The 25,340-nt window shown below is 64.4% G+C and carries 22 protein-coding genes; 12 read left to right on the top strand and 10 right to left on the bottom strand.

Annotated features, from left to right (window positions below; translation table 11 throughout):
* Positions 1 to 4 precede the first annotated feature (4 nt).
* The 8 genes from ACFFJ7_RS07410 to ACFFJ7_RS07375 all read left to right on the top strand — a co-directional run bounded on the left by ACFFJ7_RS07410 (position 5) and on the right by ACFFJ7_RS07375 (position 8,268).
* Complete coding sequence (locus tag ACFFJ7_RS07410; RefSeq protein WP_166948462.1) at positions 5 to 1,432, top strand: gamma-aminobutyraldehyde dehydrogenase; 1,428 nt, start codon at positions 5 to 7, stop codon at positions 1,430 to 1,432.
* A gap of 265 nt (positions 1,433 to 1,697) precedes the next feature.
* A complete protein-coding gene (locus tag ACFFJ7_RS07405) occupies positions 1,698 to 2,282 on the top strand; it encodes a helix-turn-helix domain-containing protein (protein WP_377591538.1) in 585 nt (194 codons plus the stop codon).
* A gap of 121 nt (positions 2,283 to 2,403) precedes the next feature.
* A complete protein-coding gene (locus ACFFJ7_RS07400; RefSeq protein ID WP_377592106.1) occupies positions 2,404 to 3,456 on the top strand; it encodes an extracellular solute-binding protein in 1,053 nt (350 codons plus the stop codon).
* A gap of 182 nt (positions 3,457 to 3,638) precedes the next feature.
* Positions 3,639 to 4,538, top strand: coding sequence for an ABC transporter permease (locus ACFFJ7_RS07395; RefSeq protein ID WP_377592105.1), 900 nt, complete (start codon positions 3,639 to 3,641; stop codon positions 4,536 to 4,538).
* Positions 4,538 to 5,326 carry an ABC transporter permease gene (locus tag ACFFJ7_RS07390; protein WP_377591536.1) on the top strand — a complete coding sequence of 263 codons (789 nt, stop codon included), beginning with the start codon at positions 4,538 to 4,540 and terminating at the stop codon, positions 5,324 to 5,326. Before ACFFJ7_RS07395 ends, ACFFJ7_RS07390 begins: the two co-directional genes overlap by 1 nt.
* Before the next feature lie 3 nt (positions 5,327 to 5,329).
* Entirely contained in the window at positions 5,330 to 6,454 is a 1,125-nt protein-coding gene (locus ACFFJ7_RS07385) for an ABC transporter ATP-binding protein (RefSeq protein WP_377591534.1), read from the top strand.
* Between the two features lie 24 nt (positions 6,455 to 6,478).
* The gene (locus ACFFJ7_RS07380) at positions 6,479 to 7,864 is read left to right on the top strand and encodes an NAD(P)/FAD-dependent oxidoreductase (protein WP_166948454.1); all 1,386 of its coding nucleotides are present in this window, start codon (positions 6,479 to 6,481) and stop codon (positions 7,862 to 7,864) included.
* 44 nt (positions 7,865 to 7,908) lie between these two features.
* A complete protein-coding gene (locus ACFFJ7_RS07375; protein WP_166948452.1) occupies positions 7,909 to 8,268 on the top strand; it encodes a cupin domain-containing protein in 360 nt (119 codons plus the stop codon).
* Positions 8,269 to 8,426: 158 nt separating this feature from the next.
* Here the strand turns inward: ACFFJ7_RS07375 and ACFFJ7_RS07370 are convergent, their stop codons facing one another.
* Entirely contained in the window at positions 8,427 to 9,167 is a 741-nt protein-coding gene (locus ACFFJ7_RS07370) for a GntR family transcriptional regulator (RefSeq protein ID WP_166948450.1), read from the bottom strand.
* Between the two features lie 675 nt (positions 9,168 to 9,842).
* Here ACFFJ7_RS07370 and ACFFJ7_RS07365 point away from each other — a divergent pair.
* Together ACFFJ7_RS07365 and ACFFJ7_RS07360 are read left to right on the top strand one after the other, a co-directional pair.
* Positions 9,843 to 11,213 carry a type I glutamate--ammonia ligase gene (locus ACFFJ7_RS07365; protein WP_208394044.1) on the top strand — a complete coding sequence of 457 codons (1,371 nt, stop codon included), beginning with the start codon at positions 9,843 to 9,845 and terminating at the stop codon, positions 11,211 to 11,213.
* Positions 11,214 to 11,225: 12 nt separating this feature from the next.
* Positions 11,226 to 12,506, top strand: coding sequence for an NAD(P)/FAD-dependent oxidoreductase (locus ACFFJ7_RS07360; RefSeq protein WP_377591530.1), 1,281 nt, complete (start codon positions 11,226 to 11,228; stop codon positions 12,504 to 12,506).
* A gap of 40 nt (positions 12,507 to 12,546) precedes the next feature.
* Here ACFFJ7_RS07360 and gabT read toward each other — a convergent pair whose 3' ends face one another.
* The 9 genes from gabT to ACFFJ7_RS07315 form a co-directional block, all read right to left on the bottom strand.
* Positions 12,547 to 13,851 carry a 4-aminobutyrate--2-oxoglutarate transaminase gene (gabT, locus tag ACFFJ7_RS07355; RefSeq protein ID WP_166948448.1) on the bottom strand — a complete coding sequence of 435 codons (1,305 nt, stop codon included), beginning with the start codon at positions 13,849 to 13,851 and terminating at the stop codon, positions 12,547 to 12,549.
* Between the two features lie 138 nt (positions 13,852 to 13,989).
* Positions 13,990 to 14,199, bottom strand: coding sequence for a hypothetical protein (locus ACFFJ7_RS07350; protein ID WP_166948446.1), 210 nt, complete (start codon positions 14,197 to 14,199; stop codon positions 13,990 to 13,992).
* 3 nt (positions 14,200 to 14,202) lie between these two features.
* Positions 14,203 to 15,900, bottom strand: coding sequence for a hydantoinase B/oxoprolinase family protein (locus tag ACFFJ7_RS07345; protein ID WP_166948444.1), 1,698 nt, complete (start codon positions 15,898 to 15,900; stop codon positions 14,203 to 14,205).
* Between the two features lie 14 nt (positions 15,901 to 15,914).
* Complete coding sequence (locus ACFFJ7_RS07340; RefSeq protein ID WP_377591527.1) at positions 15,915 to 17,939, bottom strand: hydantoinase/oxoprolinase family protein; 2,025 nt, start codon at positions 17,937 to 17,939, stop codon at positions 15,915 to 15,917.
* Positions 17,940 to 17,952: 13 nt separating this feature from the next.
* Positions 17,953 to 18,687 carry a GntR family transcriptional regulator gene (locus ACFFJ7_RS07335; protein ID WP_166948440.1) on the bottom strand — a complete coding sequence of 245 codons (735 nt, stop codon included), beginning with the start codon at positions 18,685 to 18,687 and terminating at the stop codon, positions 17,953 to 17,955.
* Between the two features lie 25 nt (positions 18,688 to 18,712).
* Entirely contained in the window at positions 18,713 to 19,795 is a 1,083-nt protein-coding gene (locus tag ACFFJ7_RS07330; RefSeq protein WP_377591525.1) for a branched-chain amino acid ABC transporter permease, read from the bottom strand.
* Positions 19,795 to 20,709 (bottom strand): branched-chain amino acid ABC transporter permease, encoded by a 915-nt coding sequence (locus ACFFJ7_RS07325; RefSeq protein WP_343042486.1) that lies wholly within the window; start codon positions 20,707 to 20,709, stop codon positions 19,795 to 19,797. Before ACFFJ7_RS07325 ends, ACFFJ7_RS07330 begins: the two co-directional genes overlap by 1 nt.
* A 186-nt stretch (positions 20,710 to 20,895) precedes the next feature.
* Positions 20,896 to 21,654, bottom strand: coding sequence for an ABC transporter ATP-binding protein (locus ACFFJ7_RS07320; RefSeq protein WP_377591523.1), 759 nt, complete (start codon positions 21,652 to 21,654; stop codon positions 20,896 to 20,898).
* A 135-nt stretch (positions 21,655 to 21,789) separates the two neighbouring features.
* Positions 21,790 to 22,992: an ABC transporter substrate-binding protein gene (locus tag ACFFJ7_RS07315; RefSeq protein ID WP_377591521.1), complete on the bottom strand. Its 1,203-nt coding sequence runs from the start codon at positions 22,990 to 22,992 to the stop codon at positions 21,790 to 21,792.
* A 222-nt stretch (positions 22,993 to 23,214) separates the two neighbouring features.
* On the opposite strand from ACFFJ7_RS07315, the gene ACFFJ7_RS07310 reads away from it, so the two are divergent.
* Both ACFFJ7_RS07310 and ACFFJ7_RS07305 read left to right on the top strand, forming a co-directional pair.
* On the top strand, positions 23,215 to 23,931 hold the full coding sequence (locus ACFFJ7_RS07310) for an ABC transporter ATP-binding protein (protein ID WP_377591519.1): 717 nt from the start codon (positions 23,215 to 23,217) through the stop codon (positions 23,929 to 23,931).
* A 24-nt stretch (positions 23,932 to 23,955) separates the two neighbouring features.
* Entirely contained in the window at positions 23,956 to 25,068 is a 1,113-nt protein-coding gene (locus ACFFJ7_RS07305; protein WP_377591517.1) for an NAD(P)/FAD-dependent oxidoreductase, read from the top strand.
* Positions 25,069 to 25,340: the final 272 nt, after the last annotated feature.

Raw genomic sequence — 25,340 nt, 5'->3', positions numbered from 1 at the left:
CATCATGGATACTGAAATGCTGATCGGCTCGCGCTTCGAGGCCGGAACGGAAGCGGAGGAAAGCATCCTCAACCCCAGGACGGGGGAAACCGTGCTGAAACTGCCGGAGGCCTCCCTCGGCCAGGTCGACGCTGCCGTGGAAGCTGCCGGAAAGGCCTTCGAGCGCTGGTCGCGCACGACGCCGGCCGAACGCTCCAACCATCTCCTCAGGATCGCCGACGCCATCGAGCGAGATGCCGCGGGCTTTGCCGCGCTTGAGGCGCTCAACTGCGGCAAGCCGATCAACGCCGTCCTTAATGACGAGCTGCCGGCCGTCGTCGATTGCTACCGCTATTTCGCGGGCGCGGTGCGCAACCTGCACGGGCCTGTCTCGGCCGAGTACCTCCCGGGGCATACCTCCATGGTCCGCCGCGATCCCGTCGGCATCGTCGGCTCGATCGCGCCGTGGAACTATCCGCTGATGATGATGGCGTGGAAGATCGCACCCGCCGTCGCGGGCGGCAACACGGTTGTATTCAAGCCGTCCGAACAGACGCCGCTGACTGCCCTCAGGATGGCCAGGCTCCTTGCCGGCATCCTGCCGGAAGGCGTGGTGAACATCGTACTCGGACGGGGCGAGAGCGTGGGCAACGGGCTCATCAACCATCCCGGCATAGACATGGTTTCCATCACGGGTGACGTGGCGACGGGCAAGAAGGTGCTGCAGGCGGCGGCAAAAACCGTGAAGCGCACGCATCTGGAGCTTGGCGGCAAGGCGCCGGTGATCGTCTTCGACGACGCCGATCTGGAGGCCGCAGTCAACGGCATCCGCACGTTCGGCTACTACAACGCCGGGCAGGACTGCACCGCGGCCTGCCGCATCTATGCCGACGCGCGGATCTACGACCGCTTCGTCGCCGACCTGTCGGCGGCGGTCTCGACGATCCGCTACAACATCGAGGACGACACCTGTAACGAGATCGGCCCCCTCATCTCCCGCCGTCAGCGCGACCGTGTGGAGAGCTTCGTCGCACGCGCCCGCGACCACAAGCACATCGAGGTGACAACCGGCGGCAAGCCTGCCGGCGAAAGCGGCTTCTTCTTCGAACCGACGGTCGTCGCCGGCGCCTTGCAGGAGGATGAAATCGTGCGCCGGGAGGTGTTCGGGCCAGTGGTTTCCGTGACCCGTTTCCACGATGTCGAGGAAGCCGTCGGCTGGGCCAACGACAGCGATTACGGCCTCGCCTCGTCGGTCTGGACAAAGGACGTCGGCAAGGGCATGCAGACGGCGGCACGGCTGCGCTATGGCTGCACCTGGATCAATACCCACTTCATGCTGGCCAACGAAATGCCGCATGGCGGCCTGAAGCAGTCCGGCTACGGCAAGGACATGTCGATCTATGCGCTGGAGGACTACACCGCCGTGCGCCACATCATGGTCGCCCACGGATAGGGCGGCCGGATGCAATGTCGACTTCACACCGCGTGAAGATCACCTTCCGGAAGGCCATCGGAAATCAAGGGAAATCGCCTTTTGTGGAGGAGCTACAAGCATCGGCGGCGTCGCGTTCGGGCAGAATTGCAGCAAATAGCACTTTACACGATGTAAAGAGCTTGCTAGCCTTTCAATCATGACGGAAGCGAGCAATGCTCTGGCACAAACACAGCCTGAAGAAACTGCCCCGGCAGGGCAAGATGCAAGCGTTCTGGCTGCACGATTGAAACGTTTCAGGCTGGCGCGCCGGCTGTCGCTCCGTCAGCTCGGCGAGATGACGGGAACGAGCGCCAGTTTCCTCAGCCAGCTTGAGCGCGGGCGTTCCGGCGCAAGCGCCTCAACACTTATCCATATCGCGGTGGCGCTGGGCATTCGCGTCGCCGACCTGTTCGAGGATGCAGACGCCCGGACCCATATCGTCCTGAAGCGCAGCCAGCGGCCCGCGCTTCCCGAAAACAGGGGCTGCCGCAAGACGCTGGTATCGCAGCGGCCGCTTCACGAGTTCGAGGCCTATATCGGCGAGTTCGATATCGGCGGCTCGACGGGGGAGTTACCCTACACGCACGGCGGCAACCATGAGATGCTGGTGGTGCTGCGCGGCATCGTCGAAGTCAATCTCGGAGCCGACAGCCACGTGCTGGAGGAAGGCGACAGCATCGAATACGCACCGTCGACGCCGCACAAGACGACCAATATCGGCAACGGGCGCGCGGAAGTCATGTGGATCATCGCACCCGCGACATCGGCGGCGGCTGAACTCGATCGATACGTTGCATGGAAACCGCCCATCAATGGCGGAAAAGCATAACCTGAACGATAAACAATAAAAAATAAAATAAAACGGCAACGATATAAACGATACAGAGGGAAATACAATGCTGTACTCGCGAAAAGAGTTTGGCAGGAGCCAGCTCGTGGCCCTGCTGGGAATGCTGGCCGTCTCCATGCCACTGGCGACGGCGACGATCGCCGCCGCGCAGGACAAGCCGGTGGCGGGCGAGGTGAAGGAAGGCTCCCTCAAGGGCAAGACGCTCACTTTCGTATCCTTCGGCGGGATCTATCAGGACGGGCAGATCGCCGCGCTGCAGGAATTCATCGACAGGTCCGGCGTGAGGCTTCTCAGCGACGGCCCCACCGAGATGGCCAAACTGCAGGCGCAGGTGGAGTCCGGCAATGTAACGTGGGATGTGGTCGACACCGCCGACTTCGCGCCCTACGTCCATTGCGGCAAGCTGTTCCAGAAACTCGACCTGTCGAAGCTCGATACATCGCACATTCCGCCCGGTCAGGTCGGTGAATGCAACGTGCCGGCGATGAACTACGGCATGATCATCATGTACAACACCGAAAAGTACAAGGATAAACCGCCGAAGGACTGGAAAGACTTCTTCGATACGGAGAAATTCCCCGGCGTGCGCGCTATCGACGGCAGCGGCGATCCGATCGCGGGCCTGATCGAACAGGCCTTCATCGCCGCCGGCGGCGATGCCTCGAAGATGACCGCGGCGGACATCGATAAGGGCATCGCGAAGATCAGGGAACTCGGCCCCGACACCATCTTCTGGAAAACCGGCGCCGAATCCCAGCAGCTCGCCGAGGCGGGCGAAGCCGACCTGATCATGATGTGGACGGGCCGTGCCATGACGGCGGCGCGCAACGGTGCGAAGTACACCCCGGTCTGGAAGGACTGGCTGGTGGTGATGGACCATCTCGCCATTCCGGTCGGCGCCAGGGACCCCGATGCCTCCTATGCCCTCATCAACGCCTATCTCGGCCGCAAGTCGCAAGAAATCCTGACCGAGAAGACCTCCTATTCGCCGATCCACAACGAGGCGCAACCGAAAGTCGACGAGACCACGGCCGCCTACCTCACCAGCACGCCGGAGCGGATCCGTCAGGGCTACCAGCACAACATCCCGTTCTGGGTGCAGCACTACGCGCCCACCGTCGAAAAGTGGACGGAATTGATGGCGGGGAACTGAGGCCGATAATACCAGTCCCATCATATCGGGGCGGGTTGAAGGAGGGGCGGTCGCGTCGCCCCTCCGGGCGGCTCCGCACGCCTTGACGGAGCGTGCGACATTTTCCCGGGAACCGGATTCAGGCCCGCGAAATCCCGCTCCATATCCGCGACACCCATCCGTGCGAGGTATTCGGCGTGAGTATTTCCCAGACAGGTTTGGCATCCACGGCGGAAGCGGCGAGCGAGCCGGCAAAACCGCCTCCGCGACGACGGCTTCATCTGGCGGGCAACGCCCTGTGGCTGACGGTGCCGGCCCTTCTGCTTCTGCTGGGTGTCGTCGGCTATCCGTTACTGACCATCGTGCTGCGCAGCTTTTCCGAACCCATGTGGGGCCTTCAGAACTACGTCTGGTTCTTCGGGACGCCGGTTAACCTCGTCGTGCTGCAACGCACCTTCGAGGTCTCGGCCTGGGTGACGCTGGCGTGTGTGATATGCGCCTACCCCTACGCCTATATGATGACCGCCGTGGGGCCGTTGTTGCGGATGCTGCTCGTCCTGTGCGTGCTGGTGCCGTTCTGGGTCAGCGGCGTGGTGCGCACCATGGCATGGGTGATCCTGCTGCAGGATTCCGGCGTGATCAACTCCGCGCTGAGGTGGGCCGGGTTCGGCACCGTGCGGCTGATCCGCACCCAGCAGGGCGTCGTGATCGGGATGACGCAGGTGCTGCTGCCCTTCATGATCCTGCCGCTCTATTCGGTGATGAGGGGCATCGACCTGCGGCTCGTGCAGGCCGCCCGCAGCCTCGGCGCCCGGCCCTCCCGCGCCTTCCTGCAGGTCTACCTGCCGCTGTCGCTGCCGGGCGTTTATGCTGGGGCCATCATCGTCTTCATTCTGGCGCTCGGCTTCTACATCACCCCCGCGCTGCTCGGCGGCCCGCGCAGCACCATGCTCTCGACATTGGTGCAGAACCAGGTGCTGAGCCTGCTGAACTGGGGGCGCGGCGGCGCCATGGGCGTCGTGCTTCTGGTCGCGACATTCATTCTGCTGGCGCTTGCCGCGCCCCTGATGCGGCAGCGCCACAGGCAGGGAGCGCGCCGCTGATGCAGATACACACCCGCATCGTCCTCGGCCTCGTCTGCATGCTGGTCGCCGTATGGCTGGTCGCGCCCACGCTGGTCGTCATCCCCATGTCGTTCAACGAGAACAAGTCGCTTGCGTTTCCGCCGGTAGGCTTCTCGTGGCAGTGGTACGAGAACTTCCTCACCAATCCGGAGTGGTCGTCGAGCTTCTTCAACTCGCTGAAGGTGGCATCGCTCGTGGCCGTTGTGGCCACCGTGCTCGGCACGCTCGCCGCCTTCGGTCTCGACCGCATGAGGAACGCCACCACGAGCGGCTTCCTGCGCATGCTGCTCATCACGCCCATGGTGGTGCCCGGCGTCGTGCTGGCCATCGGCATCTACGCCGTCTATCTCGACACCCGGCTCGTCGGCACGCTCACGGGCTTCGTGCTGGCCCATACCATTCTGGCGATACCGTTCGTGCTCATCGCCGTTTCCGCCAGTCTGGAGGTATTCGACAAGCGGCTGGAAACGGCAGCGGCGAGTTGCGGCGCCGGTCGGCTGACGGCGTTCCGCACCGTCACGCTGCCTTTGATCCTGCCGGGTATTCTTTCCGGCCTGCTGTTCGCCTTCGTCACGTCCTTCGACGAGATCATCGTGGCGCTGTTCATCTCCAATCCATATCTGAAGACCCTCCCCGTGCAGATCTTCACCAGCATCACCCGCGACGCCGATCCCACGGTGGCCGCGGTCGGCACCATCCTGTTCCTCGCCACGTCGTTCATCATTGCAGGCGGCCTCCTCCTTGGAAACCGGCAGAGAAAGGGCTGATCCATGACGAGCATTTCCGCAACCGGTGCTCCCGCAAGAGGCGCGGCCATCGACATCGTCTCCGCGAGCAAGCGCTACGGCGGTTTCGTCGCGCTGGACAACGTGTCGCTCCACATCGAAGCAGGCGAGTTCATGACGCTGCTCGGCCCCAGCGGATCGGGCAAGACGACCACGCTCAACGTCGTCGCCGGCTTCACCGAGGTCACCTCCGGCAACCTCGACGTCGGCGGTGCCAGCATGGTCGGCACGCCAGCGCACAAGCGTAACATCGGCGTCGTGTTCCAGCACTACGCGCTGTTTCCGCACATGAACGTCGGCCGCAACGTGGCCTATCCGCTGACGCTGCGCGGCATCGGCCGGGCGGAACGCGAGAAGCGCGTGGCGCGCGCGCTCGACATGGTGAAGATGGCGGATTTCGCCCATCGTTATCCGAGCGAGCTTTCGGGCGGCCAGCAGCAGCGTGTGGCGCTGGCCCGCGCCATCGTGTTCGATCCTCCGATCCTGCTGATGGACGAGCCGCTCGGCGCGCTCGACAAGAAGCTGCGCGAATGGCTGCAGCTAGAAATCAAACGCATCCACCGGGAACTCGGCACCACCTTCGTCTACGTCACGCACGATCAGGAGGAGGCGCTGGTGCTCTCCGACCGGATCGCGGTCTTCAACCAAGGCAAGATCGAGCAGATCGGCACCGGCCGCCAGCTCTACGACGAACCGGCGACGCTCTTCGTCGGCAAGTTCATCGGCGATTCCACCGTCTTGCGTGGCGACGTCCGGACCTCGGGCGAGGAAACCGCGATCGCGGTCGCGGGCGAAACCGTGGTGACGCGCAAGCGCCTTCCCGGCACCATGAAACCGGTGATGCTGCTGCGCCCGGAAAAGCTCGCCCTCACGCGCCCCGGCCAGGCCACGAACGGACGCAACCGGCTTCCCGGCCAGATCACCGAGGCGATCTACCTCGGCTCCGGCTCGAAATACGAGGTCCGGCTGCGCGACGGCTCGACAGCCATCGTCCGCTCGCCGCTGGAGGCGGAGATTTTCGCCATCGGCGATGCAGTATCGCTCACCTTCGCAGAAACCGACGCCAAGCTTCTGGCCGACGACGGCCGCGCCGACCTCACCCTTACGTAGAACAGTTTTGAAACGAGAACTGTCATGGATGTCAAAACAAACGGCAATATCTCTTTCTGGTACGCCGACATCGGCGGCATACCGGCCTATCGCGGCGCGCTCCCCGGCGATATCGAGGCAGACGTATGTATCGTCGGCGCGGGCTTCACCGGCCTGTGGACGGCCTACTACCTTCGCAAGGCCGATCCGTCGATCCGCATCGCCGTCGTCGAGCGGGAATTCGCCGGCTTTGGCGCGTCCGGCCGCAACGGCGGCTGGCTCTCGGGCGGCTTCTGGTGGTCGCGGGAAAAGTATCTGAAGTCGTCGACGCGGGGCGCCGTCATCGACATGCAGCGCGCCATGGCGGGAACCGTGGACGAAGTGATCGCCGTCACCGGCGCGGAAGGCATCGATGCCGATATCCGCCGGGTCGACAATCTGAACGTGGCGGTCAACAAGCCCCAGCTCGATCGCGCCCGGGCTGAATACGAGGAGTTCCTGCGCTGGGACATGCCGCCCGAGCGGATGGAGATGATCGGTGCGGCCGAGGCCAAGGCGCGGATCAACATTCGCAACGCGCAGGGTGCATTCGTCATCCGCGACATGGCACGGGTGCAGCCGGCGAAGTTGGTGCGCGGCCTCGCCGACGCCGTAGAGCGTCTCGGCGTACCGATCTATGAGCAAACCGAAGTCACCGGCATCGAAAAGGGCAAGGTGACGACCCGGCGCGGCACGGTGCGCGCGCCCGTCATCATCCGCGCCACCGAGGGGTTCACGCCGGGGCTGCCGGGCTACGAGCGGGCGATCCTGCCGCTCAACAGCGCGCTGATCGTGACCGAACCATTGCCGCAGGCGCTCTGGGACGAGATCGGCTGGAACGGCCATGAACTCCTCGGCGACACCGCCCACGCCTATTGCTATGCCCAGCGCACCCGCGAGGGCCGCATCGCCATGGGCGGGCGCGGCGTTCCCTATCGCTTCGGCTCGCGGACAGACGTGCGCGGACAGACGCAGCAGGCCACCATCGAGAAGCTGCACGCCATCCTGACCCGGCTGCTGCCGCAGGCGTCGGGCGCGAGGATCGACCATGCCTGGTGCGGCGTGCTCGGCGTGCCGCGCGACTGGTGCACGAGCGCCGGTCTCGACCCGCAAACCGGCATCGGCTGGGCAGGCGGCTACGTGGGGCTCGGCGTGTCGAGTTCAAACCTCGCGGGCCGCACGCTGCGGGACCTCATCCTGCGCCGGGACACGGAACTCACGCGGCTGCCATGGGTGAACCGCACCGTGCGGCAGTGGGAGCCGGAGCCGCTGCGCTGGCTCGGCGTCCATTCCATGTACCAGCTTTACCGCATCGCGGACGCGCGTGAGGAAGCCGGGCTCGATCACACCTCGCGGCTCGCACACCTCGCCGATCTCATCACCGGGCATTGATCCGGCTTCCGGACGGATTCGCCCCCACCGCTTTGGAGCTTCGCATGATTGATCTGGAAACCTATCTCGATGCCGCCGCCATCGATCTCGGGCCGGCGCACCCCAAGCCGACATCGACGAACGGCGATCAGTTCGAGGCCACGCGGACGCTGTTCACCTCGGAGGACGGGCTGGTCGAGATCGGCGTGTGGGAGTGCACGCCCGGCCATTTCACCGCCGACCGCTCCACCTCCTCGGAGGTCTGCCATATCATCGCCGGCCGGGCGACGCTGGCACGCCGCGACGGCGAGGTGCGCGAGATCGGCCCCGGCGACGTGCTCGTGCTGCCCCGCGGCTGGACGGGCGCATGGACCGTGCTGGAAAAGACCCGCAAGCTGTACGTCATGCACCACGACGGCAGCTGACCCCGCCCTCACTTCAGGAAGGCGCTTTCCGTCCCGAGGAACGTCGATCGCTTGCCCGACAGCCGCACCATGGATATTTGTCGCACGACGGTTCGGGCAAGGGCGCCTCACACAGGCAGGAGGCGCCGGTTACGCATCCTGCCGCTGGCACATTTTGATCATATCGCTCTGCGCCTCGGCGGCCTTTCGGCGTCAATTGCCTGCGTGTACGCATTCAGCAGATCGGCAGTGCCCACGTGCATGATGCCGTCGCGGATGTCGGCCTCTATGGCCACACGCAGGGCGATAGGATCCCGGCGGCGAAGCGCTTCCATCGCCTCCACATGCCGGTCGATCTGATAGAAGCCGCCCAGCTTCGCGAGAGCCAGACGCAGGAACGGGCCGAGTTGCAGCCACACGCTCTCGATGAGCGGAAGGCTCTCCTGATAGGGATTGGCCGTATAGATCGTGCGGTGAAACTCCTGATTCACAACGATCGCCTGCTCGAAATCCCCCCGCGCGTTGGCTTCGTCGATATCGATGCGGCGATCGAGGCCTGCGAGGGTGGCGAGGCGTTCGGCCGTGACATAGGACATGGCGCCCAGCGCGGCATGGGTTTCCAACACGACACGCAGCTCGCAGAGTTCGCGGAAGCGTATTGCAGTCATGTTCGGAACCTGAACGCGGCGATTGTCGCGCATCTCCAGCGCCCGCTCCGCAGCCAGCAGCCTCAACGCTTCGCGCACGGGCATCATGCTCACGTTCAGCGCTTCGGCAATTTCCCGAATGGTCAGCGCACGGCCAGGGGAGACGCGCCCGATCATGACAGCATGTCTGAGGCACCTGTAGACGAACTGGCTGGCTGTCTCCTTCTCCAGTCTGGGCAAGAGAGGAAGATCGAGGCAGGAATTTGATTTCATCCGGTCTCCGGAACCCGAATAGCGCATGTGTACGCTCAAAAGCGACAGAGGAAAAAAGGCTATCACGGCGAGCGCCCCGCCCGCACTCACACAGCGTCTAACACAAGCGTTCACCCCACTCCAACAGGATAGATTATGATCACATTAACATGGATTGAAAACTAAAAATTTGATCATATTTTGCAGCCCTTCGGAAGAAGGTACAAGAGACGCCTAACCGCCCTTTCGTTCGTTAGGTCCGGCAACGAATGAGAACTCGTCATATAGAAACCCGGGAGACATTCAAACCCAGTTCCTGCCAAACCGCATATTATTTCCTGAAGTCATATAGATTTCTATTTTAGTAGAATAAATTATAAATTTATTCCATTTTCGCTACATGTCAACGATCTTTAGTTCTCCCGTGGGGAATTTGCGGGAACCATCCTGCCCCCCTCTTTCGGTCCAAATCTGATGGAAAGCCCCCGGCCGCGCCGCTTCTCAAAGGTAATGAAAAGGGACGGCGACAATAACGACGCTTCCGCACGATTTTATGATCAAAATCCGATTGACTAAACCACTCGCTTTTGATCACATTATAGGAGACTGCCGGAAGAAGGGCCTCGCGATGCCCGGTGTGGCCGCGTGCATCCAACGCCTACGCTTCCGGATCAGTAACAATAAGGGGAAGATATCGTGTCATTGGACCTTGAGCAGGCGCACGCATTCCTGCGTCGGAACGAGAACATAGAGGAGGTCGACCTGCTGATCTCCGACCTGAACGGCATCCTGCGCGGCAAGCGCGTTCCCATCTCCAGCCTCGACAGACTCTACGAAAGCGGCATGAAGCTGCCACGTTCTGCGCTCGCCCTCGACATCTGGGGAGAGGACGTTCCGGAGAACGGCCTCGTATGGGAAACCGGTGACAGCGACGGCTCGTGCATGCCATGCGGCTCGGGGCTGACCTCCGTGCCGTGGGCGCAGCGCCCGAGGGCGCAAATGCTGCTCTCCATGAACAACCCTGATGGCACGCCCTTCATGGTGGACCCACGCCAGGTGCTGGTGCACCAGGTAGAACGCGCCCGGACAATAGGGCTCAGGCTCGTCGTGGCCACGGAGCTGGAATTCTATCTGATGAACGGCGATGTACTGAAGACAGGCCGTCCACGCCCCCCGGCCGCGCCGGAATCCGGCTACCCTATTGAAGTCTCTCAGCTCTACTCGATGGATGAACTCGACGAGTTTTCCAGTGTCTTCACGGAGATCCGGGATGCCTGCGCGGCCCAGGATGTCCCTGGCGACACCTGCATCGTCGAGAATGGGCCAGGACAGTTCGAGATCAACCTCGAACATATCGATGATCCGGTGCTCGCGGCCGATCAGGCGGTGCTTTTCAAGCGCATCGTGCGCAGCGTCGCCCGGCGTCACCAGTTGCACGCCACCTTCATGCCCAAGCCCTACGGCAGCCAGTCCGGATCGGGTTTCCACATCCATTGCAGCGCGCTCGACGCGGAGGGAAACAACATCTTCGACGACGGGACCGAGCGCGGGTCCGATGCCCTGCGACACGCGGTGGGCGGCGTGCTCGAATTCATGGGGCCGTCGATGCTCGTCTTCGCGCCCAACCTCAACGGATACCGCCGCTTTCAGGCCGGCACCCATGCGCCCACCTACGGTAACTGGGGTTACGAGAACCGCACCGCCTCCGTGCGCATCCCCAACAGCAGCCCGAAGGCACGGCGTTTCGAGCACCGCGTCGCCGGCGCCGATGGCAACCCCTATCTGGTGCTCGCCGCCATCATAGCCGGCGTGCTCTACGGGCTGGAGAACAAGTGTGACCCCGGCGAGCCGGTGCAGGGCAGCGCCTACGTGCGCTCTTCCGTCAACAAGCCGCTGCCGAGCGACTGGGACTGGGCGATCGACCTTTTCCGCGACAGTCCGCTGCTGCGCGACAGCCTCGGCGTGGACTTCCACAAGGTGTTTCTCGCGGTGAAATGGCAGGAGCGCAACAAGATGGCGCGCCGCGTCACCGATGCGGAATACTCCTCGTATCTCGGCGTGCTCTGAAACGGAACTTCGATGACCAGCCATATTGCCTCCTACTACGCCGCGACGGCAAACCCGTCCCCCTTGCGCAACTCGCTGGAAGGCAGCATCGAAACCGATGTCTGTGTCATCGGCGCGGGCTATACGGGCCTGTCGACCGCACTTCATCTATCCGAGCGCGGGTACAGGGTGGTTGTCCTCGAAGCCGCGAAAGTGGGCTGGGGCGCGTCCGGCCGCAACGGCGGGCAGATCGTCAACGGCTACAGCCGCGATCTCGAAAACATCGCCTGGCGCTACGGCAACGCAGCGGCGAAGGCGCTGGGCGCCATGTCGCTCGAAGGCGGGGACATAATCCGCGGACGGATTGAAAAGTACGGCATCGCCTGCGACTATCGCCCCACCAACGTCTTCGCGGCCTTCAACGCCAAGCAGTTGCGCGAACTCGCGCATGTCCGCGACCACTGGGCGGGCTTCGGCCACGACGGGCTCGAACTGCTGGACAGGGAAGGCCTGCGCCGGCAAGTGAAGGCCGATTGCTACGTCGGCGGCCTCATCGACCACCGCGGCGGGCACATCCACCCGCTCAACCTCGCGCTCGGCGAGGCCGCCGCAGTCGAATCTCTTGGCGGCAGGATTTTCGAGCAATCCCCCGTGACCGGCGTGCGGACAGAAGGCGGCAAGGCCGTGGTGGCGACAGCGACCGGCGAAGTGCGGGCCACCTTCGCCGTGGCGTGCGGAAATGCCTATCTCAACGGCGTCATCCCGTTCCTTGAGGACAAGGTAATGCCGGTCTCCACCCAGGTCGTGACCACGGAGGTGCTTGGCGAAGCGACCATCAGGGGCCTGTTTCCGACGCTCACGGCGGTGGAGGATGCCAACTACGTGCTCGACTACTACCGGCCGACAGCCGATCACCGCATCCTGTTCGGCGGCGGCATCGTCTATGGCGGCGACGAACCCGCCGACATCGAGGCGCGGCTGCGGCCGCATTTCGCGAAGGTCTTCCCGGCGCTGCGGAACGTCCGTTTCGACTATCTGTGGAGCGGCAACTTTGCGCTGACGCTCACCCGCATTCCGCACCTCGGCCGCATCGGCAACAACCTTTACTTCGCGCACGGCTGCAGCGGCCATGGCGTCACCAGCACCCACCTAGCCGGCAGGCTGATAGCGGAGGCCATCGACGGCGATGCCACGCGCTTCGACGCTTTCGCGAACCTGCCCTATGTCCCCTTCCCCGGCGGTCGCGCCCTGCGGGTGCCGCTCACGGTTCTCGGCGCCTGGTGGTACGGGCTGCGCGACCGGCTAGGCATCTAGAGTCCCGGCGGCGGCAGAGCATGCTCCCGCCGCCGGATCGTCATTGCACGGACAGCTCTTGCAGCGCTTCATGCAGGCTGCGTTCCATGATCGCGATCCCTTCGTCGAGAATCGCGTCCGGAATCGTGAGCGGCGGGAGCAGCCGGATTACATTGCCGTGAACGCCACAGGTCAGCAGCACGAGACCGTTGGCCGCGGCCTTTCGGGTCAGCAAGCGTGTCAGTTCCGGCCACGGGCGCTCGCCGTCCCGATCGTGCACAAGCTCAAGAGCCGCCATGGAGCCCAGGTTGCGGATATCGCCGATGCAGGCCGCGAAGGCGTTGGAGCCCTGCCAGCCATCCAGAACGGTGCGAATCCTGCTGCCGATGTCGGCTGCACGCGCGACGAGACCCTCCTCCTCGATGACGTCGAGCACGGCGAGCGCGGCGGCGCAGGACAAGGGGCTGCCGGCGAATGTCCCGCCCACGCCACCCGGCGGCACCTTCTCCATCACGTCGGCACGGCCCGTGACGCCGGCGATGGGAAAACCGCCCCCGAGACCTTTCGCCAAGGTCACGAGATCCGCGGCGATGCCCGCGTGCTCGATGGCGAACATGCGGCCCGTCCGGCCGAAGCCCGTCTGGATTTCGTCGGCGATCAGCAGGATGCCGTGGGTATCGCAGACCTTGCGCAGCGCCTGCAGGAACTCGGGCGGGGCCGGATTGAAGCCGCCCTCACCCTGCACCGGCTCGACGATGATGCCCGCCACACGCTCGGGATGGACGCTTGTCCTGAACAGAAAGTCGAGCGCAGCCAGCGACTGCTCGACGCTTACACCGTGATAGGCGCTCGGAAAGGGAACATGGAAGACGTCGGGCACCAGGGGCCCGAAGCCGTACTTGTAGGGCGTCGTCTTGCCGGTCAGCGTCGTCGCCATCAGCGTGCGGCCGTGGAAAGCGCCGGCGAAAGCAACGAAGGCCGGGCGTCCAGTGGCCGCGCGGGCGATCTTGACCGCGTTCTCGACGGCTTCGGCGCCGGTGGAAACGAGATAGGTCTTCTTGGCGAAGTCCCCGGGCACCAGCGCGTTCAGCCGCTCGCAAACCTCGACATAGCTGGCGTAGGGCGTCGTCTGGAACGAGGTGTGCGTGAAGGAATCGAGCTGCGCGCGCACGGCGGCCAGCACACGAGGGTGACGGTGGCCGGTATTGGTCACGGCGATGCCGGAGGCGAAGTCTATGTAGCGGTTGCCCTCGACATCCCACAATTCCGCGTTCTCGGCGCGGCTGATGAAGACGTCGAGGTGCCGCGAGAGGCCGGTCGGGATGGCGTCGATCCGCCGTTGCGTCAATTCTGAATTGGTCGTCATGATAGAAGTCCTCGGGACGAGCCGAAGCGCACGGCGCATGGAACATGCGTCGCTGAGATCGCCGTGCATCCGGCCAGATGAGACGGGAAACGACGGCGGGCGCCCGGGCCCGCCATCACACTTCAGGGTGCCGGCGCCTCAGGGAGCGTGCTGCGCAAGCTTCTCCGCAGCAGCATGACGCGCCTCGCGGTCGAGCTTCCAGTCGACGCAGCGCCGGGAACAATAGGTCTTGCCTTCGTGAGTGACACGGCGCGCGCGATCGGCCTCCGCATCCTCGTACATCAGCTGGCCGCAGTTCGGGCACTTGCTGTAGCTTTCGATATAGAAGCCGTTCTGAGAGAATTTCATGTCTTATACCTCCCGATACCCATAGAGTTTCCCGGCAGCCTCGGGTGAGATGTAGCCTTCGCGCAGGTCGTGGGCGACGGCCGCGCGGTCGCGCGCAAGCGGATTGCCGTAGCCGCCGCCCCCGGGCATGACGAGACGTACGCGATCGCCTTCCTTGATGGCGACGTTCGAATAGCGGCTGGTCGACGGCTTGCCGTAGGCATCGCGCATCGTCTGCCAGTCGTCACGGCCGGCCTTCTGCACCAGCGTGGCGCCGCACCCGCCCTCAAGGCCGCCCTCAAGGCCCCACGGGGGCAGCACGTGCCGGTCCGTCATCTGCGAGCAGATGATTTCCCTGTTCACGCAGAGCATCTGCTTGGTATAGCCCACGCCCCCGCGGTACTCGCCCGCCCCGCAGGAGTCGACATTGAAGGCGAGGCCTTCGATGAGCCACGGGAAGCGGGTCTCGTAAACCTCCACCGGCGTGATGCGGCAGTTGCCGTTGATGGAGTCGACCGCGTCGTTACCGTCCGCGAAGGCGCGGCCGCCCCAGCCCACGCCTTCGAGATCGTAGCAGGCGAAGTACTCGCCCGTTTCCGCATCGACCCCGCCGAAGACGAAATTGCAGTGCGTGGCGCCTTCCGCCGCCATGACACGGTTCGGCACGGCACTGTGCATGGCGCCCAGGATGGTGCCGACGATGCGCGGATGCGTCTCCGTGTTGCCGCCCACCTCGGGCGCGGGGAAGTCCACGTTCACGATGGTGCCGGGAGGGGCCATAACCTCGATCGGGCGGAAGCAGCCGGAGTTGCGCGGGATCGTCGGGTCGGTCATGTGCAGCACGGCGTTGTAGGCCGCCGACGTCGCAACGCCCAGCGTCGCATTGATCGGACCCGCCGCCTGTGGCGAGGAGCCGTGGTAGTCGACGATGATCGAGCCCCCCTTCTTGTGAACCTCGACCTGGATGCGATAGTGCCTGTCAGAGTCGACGCCGTCGCTTTCCACGAAATCGTGGAAGGAATAGATGCCGTCGGGAATGGCCTCCAGTTCGGCACGCATGCGGCGCTCGGAGTAGAGCAGCAGGTCGGCGACGGTCTCGCGGATCTTCTCCTTGCCGTACTTGGCGTAGATGCCGCGCATCTGCCTTTCCCCGAGATCGACGGCAGCGATAAGGGCCTTGAGGTCGCCGTAGTTCACACGCGGGGTGCGCACGTTCGCCAGCAGCAGCTTCCACACCTCGACGTTGTCGACGCCGCGTTTGACGATCTTGACCGGGGGGATGCGCAGGCCTTCCTGAAAGATCTCCGTCGCCTCGCCGCAGAAACCGCCGGGCGCCATGCCTCCGACCTCAGCGATGTGGCCGATGGCGACCGCAAAGCCCATGACCTCGCCCTCGACGAAGATCGGTTTGAAGAAAGTGTGTTCCGGCGTATGCAGGCCGCCCCGATAGGGATCGTTATGGAGGATGATATCCCCTTCCTCCAGCTCGGCGATCGGGATTTCCTTGAGGCAGGACTTCACCAGAAGCGGCATGCCGCCGATCTGGGCCGGGCAGTAGTCGGCCACGGCGATCATGTCGCCGCTCATGTCGGCAAGACCGCAGGTGAAGTCGAGCGCTTCGTTGAAGATCGTCGAGTAGGACGTCTTCATGAGGGTGATCCCCATTTCCCGGCAGATGGATACCATCGCCGAATCGAGGATGTTCATCGTCACGAAATCCATGGTGCGGGCTCCTCTCAGGCGGAGATGATCAGGTTGCCGATGCGGTCGACGCCAAGCGCCTGGCCGGGCTGAAGGATGGTCACGGAGGCGCTTTCCTCGACCACGGCGGGGCCGGCGATCCTGTCTCCCTGCCGGAAGGTCGCGCGGTCGTAGACCGGCACCTCGTGCCAGCCGTCGGCGAAGTGCACCTTGCGGCGCGAGGCAGGCTGCGGCGGCGCGTCCGTCACCGGCAGCTCGCGCATCTCCGGCTTGTCGGAAACGGCTACAGCCACGACCTTGAGATTCACCGTCTCGATAGTCTCGCCGGGGATCGAGAAGCCGAAGCGGGCCTCATGCTCCCTGTGGAAACGTTCCCACATGTCGGCGATGTTGTCCTCGCTGAACTCGTCGGCCGGAAAGGAGAGTTCGAGTTCGTGGTTCTGCCCCATGTAGCGCGCCTCGATCGAGCGGTGGATCTCGATGCGCTGCGTGTAGCCCTGCGATTTCAGCTCATCGATCGCCCCCTCGACCAGCTCGGTCATGGCGCGGGTGGCGCGCTCCCCGTCGAAGTATTTCGAGATTTGCTGCACGGTGCGATGCCGGTCGACGCGAGCGTCGGTCATGATGAAACCGAAAGCCGAGAACTGGCCGGGATAGTTCGGGACAAGGCCCTGCGGAATGCCCGCGATCTCCATGAGATCGCAGATGTGGACCGGCCCCGCGCCGCCGGAAGCGACGAGCGTGAAATCACGCGGGTCGAGGCCGCGCTGCAGAAGGACAGCGCGCAGCGCGCCCAGCATGTTGTTGTTGGCGATCTGGACCATGGCGAAGGCGCACTCGTCCACGTCCATGCCGAGCTTTTCGGCCACGCGCGCGACGGCCGCGCGGGCGGCGGCGGCGTCCAGCTTCATCTGGCCACCGAGAAAGTTGTCGGGCGAAATGCGGCCCAGAACCACGTTGGCATCGGTCACGGTCGCGTCGGTGCCGCCGCGGCCGTAGCAGGCCGGGCCCGGCACTGCGGCAGCCGATTGCGGCCCCATGCGCAGCATGCCGCCCTTATCGATCCATGCGATCGAGCCGCCGCCCGCGCCGATGGTGTGAATGTCGATCATGGGTATCTGGATCGGGATGCCCCATTCGATCTCGAAGCTCGTGGTGACGTGCTCCTTGCCGGCGACCACCGTGGAGCAGTCGGTGGAGGTGCCGCCCATGTCGAAGACGACGAGGTTCGGAATGCCGGTGAGTTCCGACATGATGCGCGTGGCGACCACGGCGCCCGTGGGGCCGGAAAGAGTTATCTGCACCGGCGCGTCGGCGGCCCCCGCGAGCGTGGCCTCGCCGCCGTTCGACTTGATCACGCCGACCTTGCTGCCGATGCCCGCCTGCGCGAAACGGGCTTTCATCTCGCGGAAGTTCTCGGAAACGACCGGCTTGAGATAGGCGTCGGCGATGGTGGTCGAGGCGCGGTCGTATTCCTTCCATTTAGGCAACACGTCGTAGGAAATCGAGATCGGCATGCCGGGCAGTTCCTCCGTCAGGATTTCGCGGATGCGCTGCTCATGGCCCGGGTCGATGTAGGAAAAGAGCGTACAGACCGCCACGGCCTCGATCGTGCCGTCGGCGCGGATCCTGGCCGCCAGCTCGCGCACCGCCTCCTCGTCGAGAGGCGTGTGCACCGCGCCCTTGGCGGTCAGCCGCTCCGCGACCTCGTGGCAGTCGGCGCGGGCGACGAGCGGGCGCGTCTTGATCCAGGTGATGTCGTAGTGGCTGCGCCGGTCGCCACGCTGGATGAAGGGCACGTCGCGGAACCCCTGCGTGGTGATGTAGGCGACCTTGGCGCCGCGGCGCGTCAGCAGGGCATTTGTGGCGATGGTGGTGCCGAGGCGCGCTTTGCTGACGACGCCGAGATCGTCAAGCTTGCCCAGTCCTTCCATGACGCCGACGATCGGCTCGGCGGGGGTGGTGAGGTTCTTCCAGTTCTCGATATGGCCGGTGTCGGTATCATAGGACACGAAGTCCGTGAAAGTCCCGCCGATATCGATGCCGATGATTGTGCTCACGGCCTCATTCCTTTCAGTCTGGCTTGGGTGGTGGTGTTGAGCCGGCATCATGTCGCTCGTAGACGTCCGCCAGCCGGCTCCAGGAATCCTCGATGTGTTCGCGAAGGGCCGTGCGGGCCTTGTCGAGGTCGCGCGTCTCCAGCGCGCGCACCACGGGCCAATGGTCCGTCGCCGCTTCCTCCAGCGTCTCGAAACGCTGTTCAGCCATGGTGATCACCAACTGCAGCTCGGCCTGGATATTGAGAAAGGCATGCAGGGTCTGGTGATTGTCGGAGAGCTTGCAGAGCGCGAGGTGAAAGGCGAGATCGTTCTCCACCAGCGCGATTTCGTCGTTGTTACGCGCGGCGTCTTCCATGGCCACGGCATAGGAGGTGATCTCGCGCAGATGCGCGTCCGTCATCGCGGCCAGGCCGTTTTCGAGCGCGAAGTTCTCGACCAGCAGCCGGAATGCGAAGATGTCGTCGATGTCCTTCTTCGTGAAGGTACGCACGAAAGTGCCGCGGCGCGGCGCCGAGACCAGCACACCCCGCTCCTCCAGCCGCCGCACCGCCTCGCGGATGGGGTTGCGGCTGATGCCGAGATGACGCGCGATCTCCGCCTCGTTGATGCGCTGGCCGTGCTTCAGCTTGCCGAGCATGATCTCGCGAATCAGGAAGCTCGCCACCTGGTCCGAGAGCATGCGGTTGTCGAGGCGCGCCGCGCTGTACTCGGCCGAAATTCGTCCTTCGCTTCCAAGGGTCTGGCTCATTTAAGAATGTCTCCGTCGGAGTGGGCTACGTTCCGGCGATCTTGCCCCTATTGCTGGGCCAATGGAACTCGCGCCCGCCCATGAGCCCATCTTTGCGGTAGATGAGGATCAGCAGCATCACGCCCGCCAGGACCAGCTCCTGGGTGCCCGCGGGAAGCGACCAGTTCGCGCCCGCGATGGAGAAGCCGCTTTCCAGGCGGCGGAAGACGTCGATCACGACGCTCGTCACGACCACGCCCGCCACCGCGCCGGCGAGGCTTCCCATGCCACCCACGACCAGCATTGCGAGCGCGATGAAGGTGAGCTTCAGGAAAAAGGAGTTGATCGAGACCGTGCCGAGGAAATGCGCCGTCAGCACACCGCCCAGTCCCATGAGCGCTCCAGACAGGGTGAAGGCCAGCAGGCGCGCCCGGTAGAGCGACACGCCGCAGGCCGCGGCCGCCACCTCGTCGGCACGGGTGGCGCGCACCGCGAGTCCGAAGCGGGACGACTGGTAGAGCCATGCCACCACGATGGCGAGGACCGCCGCCCCGAGCGCGACCCAGAGCGTCACGTAGCGCGGCAGGCCGACCATCGAGGCGGTTCCCATCGTGACGCTATCCCAGTTGGAATAGACCACGTTCACGATGAACAGTACGGCGAGCGTGGATATGGAGGCGGCAAGGCCGCTCATCCGCATCAGGAGCAGGCCGGTGACGAAAGCCGCCAGCGCCGCCAGCGCCACCGCGGCGAGCGCCGCCGGAAACAGCGAATAGCTGTGGTCGCGCAGGAACTCGGGCAGGCCCGGCATCGTAATCGGCTTGAGCGCCTCGCAGCAGGTCTGCCAGCCGGTTGCATAGGCGGCGATGGCCATGAAGGTCACCGAGCCGAAGGAGATGACACCCGTGTTGCCGACGAAGACATAGATGCCGACCACCACGACAATGCGGATCAGCGCCTCCGTGACCGTGCGCTGGATCATCACCGAGCCCGCGAGATCGCTCACGATCGCGACGGCGAACAGCGGCACGATCAGGGCGAGGATCGGAAACCAGCAGCGGAGCAGGCGCCCGGCCGGGCCCCGGTCCGTCGTCGCCGGGGCATGGGGGGAAAGGGGCGAAACAGACATCACACACGCTCCTTTGCGGCGCGGTCAACAATCAGGCCCTGGGGCCGCACCAGCAGGATCAGAATCACCAGCAGGAAGACGCCCGCATCGCGGAAGGCGCGCAGCTCGGCCGGCAGGAATGCCTGCAGCAGCACCGAGATGAAGCCCACGATGAAGCCGCCGAGCGCCGCTCCGGGAAGCGAGCCCATGCCGCCGATGACGGTGGCGAAGAAGGCGAAGATCACCGGCATCAAGCCCATGCGGATATCGAGCGTGCCAGTCTGGATCACGAGCAGCAGCGAGACCGTTGCCGCCATGATGCCGCTCATGACGAACGCCACGGCGATGACGCGGTTGGCGCGCACGCCCATGAGACGCGCCATCTGGAAGTTCTCCGCTGCGGCGCGCATCTGGATGCCCATGGGTGTCTTCTTCAGGAAGAACACCAGCGCCACCAGCAGCACGGCCGCGACGGCCATGGTCAGGATCTGGTTACCCGGCAGGCGGACACCCAGCACCTCGACCGCCCCCGCAAGGCTGTTGCCGATGCCCACGGATTTCGGTCGGCCCGTGTGGACCATCATCACGAGGTGCTGCAGGAAGTAGCTCACCGCGAAGGACGAGATGAGCAGCGTCGCCGGATTGGCGTTACGCATGGGGCGGAAGGCGAGCCGCTCGGTGGCGAGCGCGAGCAGCGTCACCACGAGCATGACCCCCGGCACCATGAGCGCGACCGGCAGGGCGCCGAGCAACAGCACGGGTGTGACGCTGGCGCTGGGGACGACCAGTGCATAGGCACCAATGGTGATATAGTCGGCCTGGGCGAAGTTGATGAGCTTCATCACCCCGAAGACCAGCCCGATGGCGAGAGCGACCAGCGCGTAGAGGCTGCCGAGCGAGATCGCATCCGCCAGAATCTGGACGATATTGGACACTGACGTTCTCCTGGATCGATATCCCGGAAGCGGCTCCCGCCTTCCGGAAAGAGATCGTGCGTCAACAAAGCGACGGAGCGGAATGACGTCTCGACGGCAGGCTCATTCCGCTCTGGCAAGCCCCCTGGAATCCTTATCTTGAGCGAATTCTGATCGATCAGATGTTCCATCTGATCGGAACGCGCTCTAGAAGAGGGCGGCGGATGTCGGCGCGGCTTTCTCGCCGAGATAGGCGCGCCGGACAGTCGGATCGTTCTGCACCTCGACAGGGGTGCCCTCGGCGAGGCTGCGGCCGCCGTCGAGCACATGCACGCGGTCGCAGACTCCCATGATGACTTTCATGTTGTGCTCGATGAGCAGCACGCCGCAGCCGAAGCGCGCCGGAAGATGCGCGATTGTATGCATGAGCGCGTCGCACTCGGCGTCGTTCATGCCCGAGGCGGGCTCGTCGAGCAGAACGAAGGCCGGGTCGAGCGCCAATGCCCGCGCGATGCTCACCCGGCGCTCGTCGCCGTATGAAAGCGTGTCGCAGCGCTTTCCGGCCGCCGCGGCGAGCCCCATCCATTCCAGGATCTCGTGCGCGGCGCGGGCCGCCCGGGCGGCCGGCAATCCGGCGCCGAAGGCCGCGACCATGAGGTTCTGCTCCACCGTCATGTCGCGAAAGAGCCGCGCGGCCTGAAACGAGCGCCCTATCCCGGCGCGCGCCATCTTCTGGGGGCCTATGCCGGAGGCGTCGGCACCGTCGAGGTTCACCGTGCCCGAGGTTGGGCGCTGAAAACCGGACAGGACGTTGACCATCGTGGTCTTGCCCGCGCCGTTCGGCCCGATCAGTCCGAAGACGACGCCGCGCCGGAGCTTCATGTTAACACCGGAAAGGGCGCGGATACCCCCGAAGGAGACATGCACATCCCGCGCTTCCAGCGTCTGAAGGGTCTGTGTCGTCATTGCTGCTTTCCGTGAAGATACACCTCTCCCTCGCCCGGAAGACGGATACGGCGACGACGGAGGGACCGGGACCAGGCGCACCGCAAGGGATTGCGCGGCAGGCCTGGACTTATCAGGCAGATGGCGGAAAACGCATCATTGCCCGACGCGGAACAGCAGCTTCATGTCCGGCACGATCGTGTTGCGGAAGAGTTCGACAGCGTGGAAGGAGTCGTTCTCGACCTTCATGATGAGCCAGGGGCGGTTGAGCTGGATGTGCATCTGGTCGGTGAAAGTGGTGGGGCCAGCGGTGAACGGCTCGTCCCGGAAGCTGTTCATCACCGCGAGCACGGGATCGGCCTTCACCGTGCCCGCCTTCTCGACCGCCCGCGCCCAGGCCTCGATCATGCTGTAGCCGAGGACCGCGTAGGAGGAGACCGGCGGCTCGTTCCAGCGCTTCCGGAATGCCTCCAGAAAGGTCGCCATCTCGGGACGCGGGTCGTCGCCGTAGAGCGACATCAGACCGGGCAGATAGAAGTCCTTGAGGCCAGGCACGGCGTTCAGCCAATAGTTGTCGACCATGGCAGTGCTGGCAAGGATCGGCGTGTCGATGCCCGCGGCGCGCAACTGGCGGACGGCCGAGGCGCCACCCGGCGTCACCGAGCAGAGATAGATCGCATCGGGCGCCGCCGGTAGCGCCTTTATGCGGGTGATCTGCGCCGCGATCGAGGGATCCTCGTTGCGAAACGTGTCGGAGCCGAGGATCGCCGCCGCGCCGCCGCCCGCCGTGAAGGCGGACCTGAAGCCCGCGCAGGCGGACTTGTTGTACTCGATGATGGAATCCTCAAGAACATAGGCGGTCTTGAGCCCCATCTTGGTCCGGGCGTATTCCGCCATGGCCACGCCCTCTGCCTGGGCAGCGGAAGTTGCCGTGAAGGCATACGGGCCGACACCCTGAACCCCCATCTTGGGATCGGCGGCGCAGAGGCTGATGGTGATGATGCCGGCCTGATTGGCGGCGAGTGCCGCCGGGGCGCCGAAGTCGTAGTCGCAGGAGACCACGAGCAGGTCCACGCCGCCGTTGACCATCTCGGAACCGATGGAGGCGGAACGCTCCTGGTCGGTCTTGGTGTCGGCGGCGGTATAGGCAATTTGCCTGCCCAGCAGGCCGCCGGCCGCGTTGATCTCGTCAATTTTCGTCACAGCCGCCCGGAACGGGGGCAGATCGTAGTTCGACAGCCAGCCCGATTGCGCGATCGCGAAGCCGATACGGATCGGCTCCTCAGCCCGCGCTCCCGCAGCGGACAGGAGCCCCAGGCCAGCAGCGAACGCCAGCCCAAGTGTAAACTTGGCACCCATATTGCTTTACCCCTGTGGATCAATTTTTATTGTTGTCCACGCTTAAATCGTGGACTGTGGACAGAAGAAACGCACGCCGGCCCCAAGTCAACAAAAAATTTCACAACCGGGGCGTCAAACAGTGGACTGTGGACAGATTTGAAGGCTATGCTCCAACCATCGTCGAGAGAGACGCCCCGGCTCCGACAAGCCGCAGGAGCGTCCGGACAGACAGGGGAAAACATGCTGAAAGTGGAAGGCCTTCGCGCCGGGTACGGGCGCCTGACGGCGCTCGGGGGAATCGATCTTGCCGTCGGCAAGGGTGAAATCGTCTTCGTGGTCGGGCCCAACGGCGCCGGCAAATCGACTCTGCTGAAAACCATTTCAGGGCTGCAGGCGCCCTTCGGCGGCACCATCACCTTCAACGGCAAGAGCATTGTGGGCCGGGCCCCGGAGCAGCTCTGCCGCGAAGGCCTCGTCCTTGTGCCGGAAGGGCGCAGCATCTTCCGCACCCTCAGCGTGGAAGAAAACCTCGCCCTCGGCGGGATGGGGCGCAGCGATCGGGCGGGCGTCCAGCGCGACGTCGAGGGGGTGCTCGATACCTTTCCGGTCCTGCGCGCACGCTACAAGGGCATCGCCGGCCACCTGTCCGGCGGCGAACAGCAGCAGCTCGCCATCGCCCGCGCCATTCTGCAGCAACCCTCGCTCATCATGATCGACGAGCCGTCGCTGGGCCTCGCCCCCCTCATCATCGACCAGGTCTACGAGAGCCTGCGGCAGCTCAACAAGGAAAGCGGCCTGACGCTGCTGATCGTCGAGCAGTCGACGGCTCGTATTCTCGATCTTGCGACACATATCTACATCCTGCGTAACGGCCAGGTGGTCCTGAACGCCGGCGTCGACGAAATCGGCAGCGACGAGGCCCTGGAGCAGGCCTATTTCGGCTACACTGCTGCGTGACGGCCGGATGAACAGGGGAAGCCGATGGAGCATGTAGACTGCGTCGTGATCGGCGCCGGTGTGGTGGGGCTGGCCGTGGCGCGCGCCATGGCCGCCGCGGGACGCGAGACCGTTGTTCTCGAACGCAACGACGCCTTCGGGACCGAGACGAGTTCGCGCAATTCGGAAGTCATCCACGCCGGGCTCTATTACACTCCCGGAAGCCTGAAGGCGCGGCTATGCGTGCGCGGTCGCGACATGCTCTATGCGTTCGCGGCCAGCCACGGCGTCGCGCACAGCCGCTGCGGCAAGCTCATCGTGGCGACCGATCTTGCACAGCAGCCGGTGCTGGACGAAATCCTGCACCGCGCGGCCGCCTGCGGCGTCAACGATCTGCATCGCCTGAGCGCGGAGGAGACGCACGAAATCGAGCCCGAGGTGCATTGCGTCTCGGCGCTGATGTCACCGTCGACGGGCATTGTCGACAGCCACGGCTACATGCTGGCCCTGCTGGGCGAGGCCGAGGCGCGCGGCGCCATGCTCAGCCTCAACACCGAGGCCACCGCCATCCGCGCCACCCCGGCGGGTTTCGAAGTCGACACCGTGAACACGGCCACCGGGGACGGCTTCACGCTGGCGACGCGCCTGCTGATCAACGCCGCCGGCTGCGCGGCTCCTCGTGTGGCGGGGCGGATCGCGGGCCTGTCTTCCGCCCATGTGCCGAAAGCCTACTTTGCGCGCGGCACCTATTACGCCCTTCCCGGGCGCCCTGTGTTCTCGCATCTCGTCTATCCGGTGCCGGAACCCGGCGGCCTCGGCGTACATCTAACGCTGGACCTCGGCGGCGGCATGCGTTTCGGTCCGGATGTCGAATGGATCGAGGAGGTGGATTACAGCGTCGACGGCGGGCGCAAGGCGCATTTCGAGCGCGAGATCCGCAAATACTGGCCGGCGCTGCCAGCCGATGCGCTGGAGGCCACCTTCTCCGGCGTGCGCCCCAAGATATCGGGACCCGGCGAGCCCGCAGCCGATTTCCGCATCGACGGAGCGGCAACGCACGGCCTGCCGGGACTGGTGAACCTCTTCGGCATCGAAAGCCCCGGTCTCACCGCCTCCCTCGCGATCGCCGAGTATGTCGCAGCCGAGCTTGCGGAGTGAGCGCGGCCAAGACCGTGCCCCCCTCCTCCGGCACGCATGCCGGCTATAGCATTTCGACATTTCATTGAAACGCAGAAATGCTATAAGTTTTTGATATTACGCGCTTTCTTAACGCAAACCGGTATCCACTTTGCTTGAAAACGCTTTGGAGCGCGTTCCGATCAAATGGAATCATTTGATCGATCAGAATTCGCTCAAAATCAAAGAGTTAGATCATGTCAGCGTTTCGGTGAAATGCTGACATGATCTAAGGCAGCCGATAGGGGCAGCCC

This window comes from Pseudochelatococcus lubricantis (genome assembly GCF_042432495.1).
Classification (GTDB): domain Bacteria; phylum Pseudomonadota; class Alphaproteobacteria; order Rhizobiales; family Beijerinckiaceae; genus Pseudochelatococcus; species Pseudochelatococcus lubricantis.
This window is presented reverse-complemented; position numbering and strand designations above follow the sequence as displayed.

What these genes read in the sequence shown, in the direction of transcription:
- ACFFJ7_RS07410 (WP_166948462.1), top strand. Translation starts at nt 5, where the DNA reads ATGGATACTGAAATGCTGATCGGCTCGCGCTTCGAGGCCGGAACGGAA.
- ACFFJ7_RS07400 (WP_377592106.1), top strand. Translation starts at nt 2,404, where the DNA reads ATGCTGGCCGTCTCCATGCCACTGGCGACGGCGACGATCGCCGCCGCG.
- ACFFJ7_RS07390 (WP_377591536.1), top strand. Translation starts at nt 4,538, where the DNA reads ATGCAGATACACACCCGCATCGTCCTCGGCCTCGTCTGCATGCTGGTC.
- ACFFJ7_RS07385 (WP_377591534.1), top strand. Translation starts at nt 5,330, where the DNA reads ATGACGAGCATTTCCGCAACCGGTGCTCCCGCAAGAGGCGCGGCCATC.
- ACFFJ7_RS07380 (WP_166948454.1), top strand. Translation starts at nt 6,479, where the DNA reads ATGGATGTCAAAACAAACGGCAATATCTCTTTCTGGTACGCCGACATC.
- ACFFJ7_RS07375 (WP_166948452.1), top strand. Translation starts at nt 7,909, where the DNA reads ATGATTGATCTGGAAACCTATCTCGATGCCGCCGCCATCGATCTCGGG.
- ACFFJ7_RS07370 (WP_166948450.1), bottom strand. Translation starts at nt 9,167, where the DNA reads ATGAAATCAAATTCCTGCCTCGATCTTCCTCTCTTGCCCAGACTGGAG.
- ACFFJ7_RS07360 (WP_377591530.1), top strand. Translation starts at nt 11,226, where the DNA reads ATGACCAGCCATATTGCCTCCTACTACGCCGCGACGGCAAACCCGTCC.
- gabT (WP_166948448.1), bottom strand. Translation starts at nt 13,851, where the DNA reads ATGACGACCAATTCAGAATTGACGCAACGGCGGATCGACGCCATCCCG.
- ACFFJ7_RS07350 (WP_166948446.1), bottom strand. Translation starts at nt 14,199, where the DNA reads ATGAAATTCTCTCAGAACGGCTTCTATATCGAAAGCTACAGCAAGTGC.
- ACFFJ7_RS07345 (WP_166948444.1), bottom strand. Translation starts at nt 15,900, where the DNA reads ATGGATTTCGTGACGATGAACATCCTCGATTCGGCGATGGTATCCATC.
- ACFFJ7_RS07335 (WP_166948440.1), bottom strand. Translation starts at nt 18,687, where the DNA reads ATGAGCCAGACCCTTGGAAGCGAAGGACGAATTTCGGCCGAGTACAGC.
- ACFFJ7_RS07330 (WP_377591525.1), bottom strand. Translation starts at nt 19,795, where the DNA reads ATGTCTGTTTCGCCCCTTTCCCCCCATGCCCCGGCGACGACGGACCGG.
- ACFFJ7_RS07320 (WP_377591523.1), bottom strand. Translation starts at nt 21,654, where the DNA reads ATGACGACACAGACCCTTCAGACGCTGGAAGCGCGGGATGTGCATGTC.
- ACFFJ7_RS07315 (WP_377591521.1), bottom strand. Translation starts at nt 22,992, where the DNA reads ATGGGTGCCAAGTTTACACTTGGGCTGGCGTTCGCTGCTGGCCTGGGG.
- ACFFJ7_RS07310 (WP_377591519.1), top strand. Translation starts at nt 23,215, where the DNA reads ATGCTGAAAGTGGAAGGCCTTCGCGCCGGGTACGGGCGCCTGACGGCG.
- ACFFJ7_RS07305 (WP_377591517.1), top strand. Translation starts at nt 23,956, where the DNA reads ATGGAGCATGTAGACTGCGTCGTGATCGGCGCCGGTGTGGTGGGGCTG.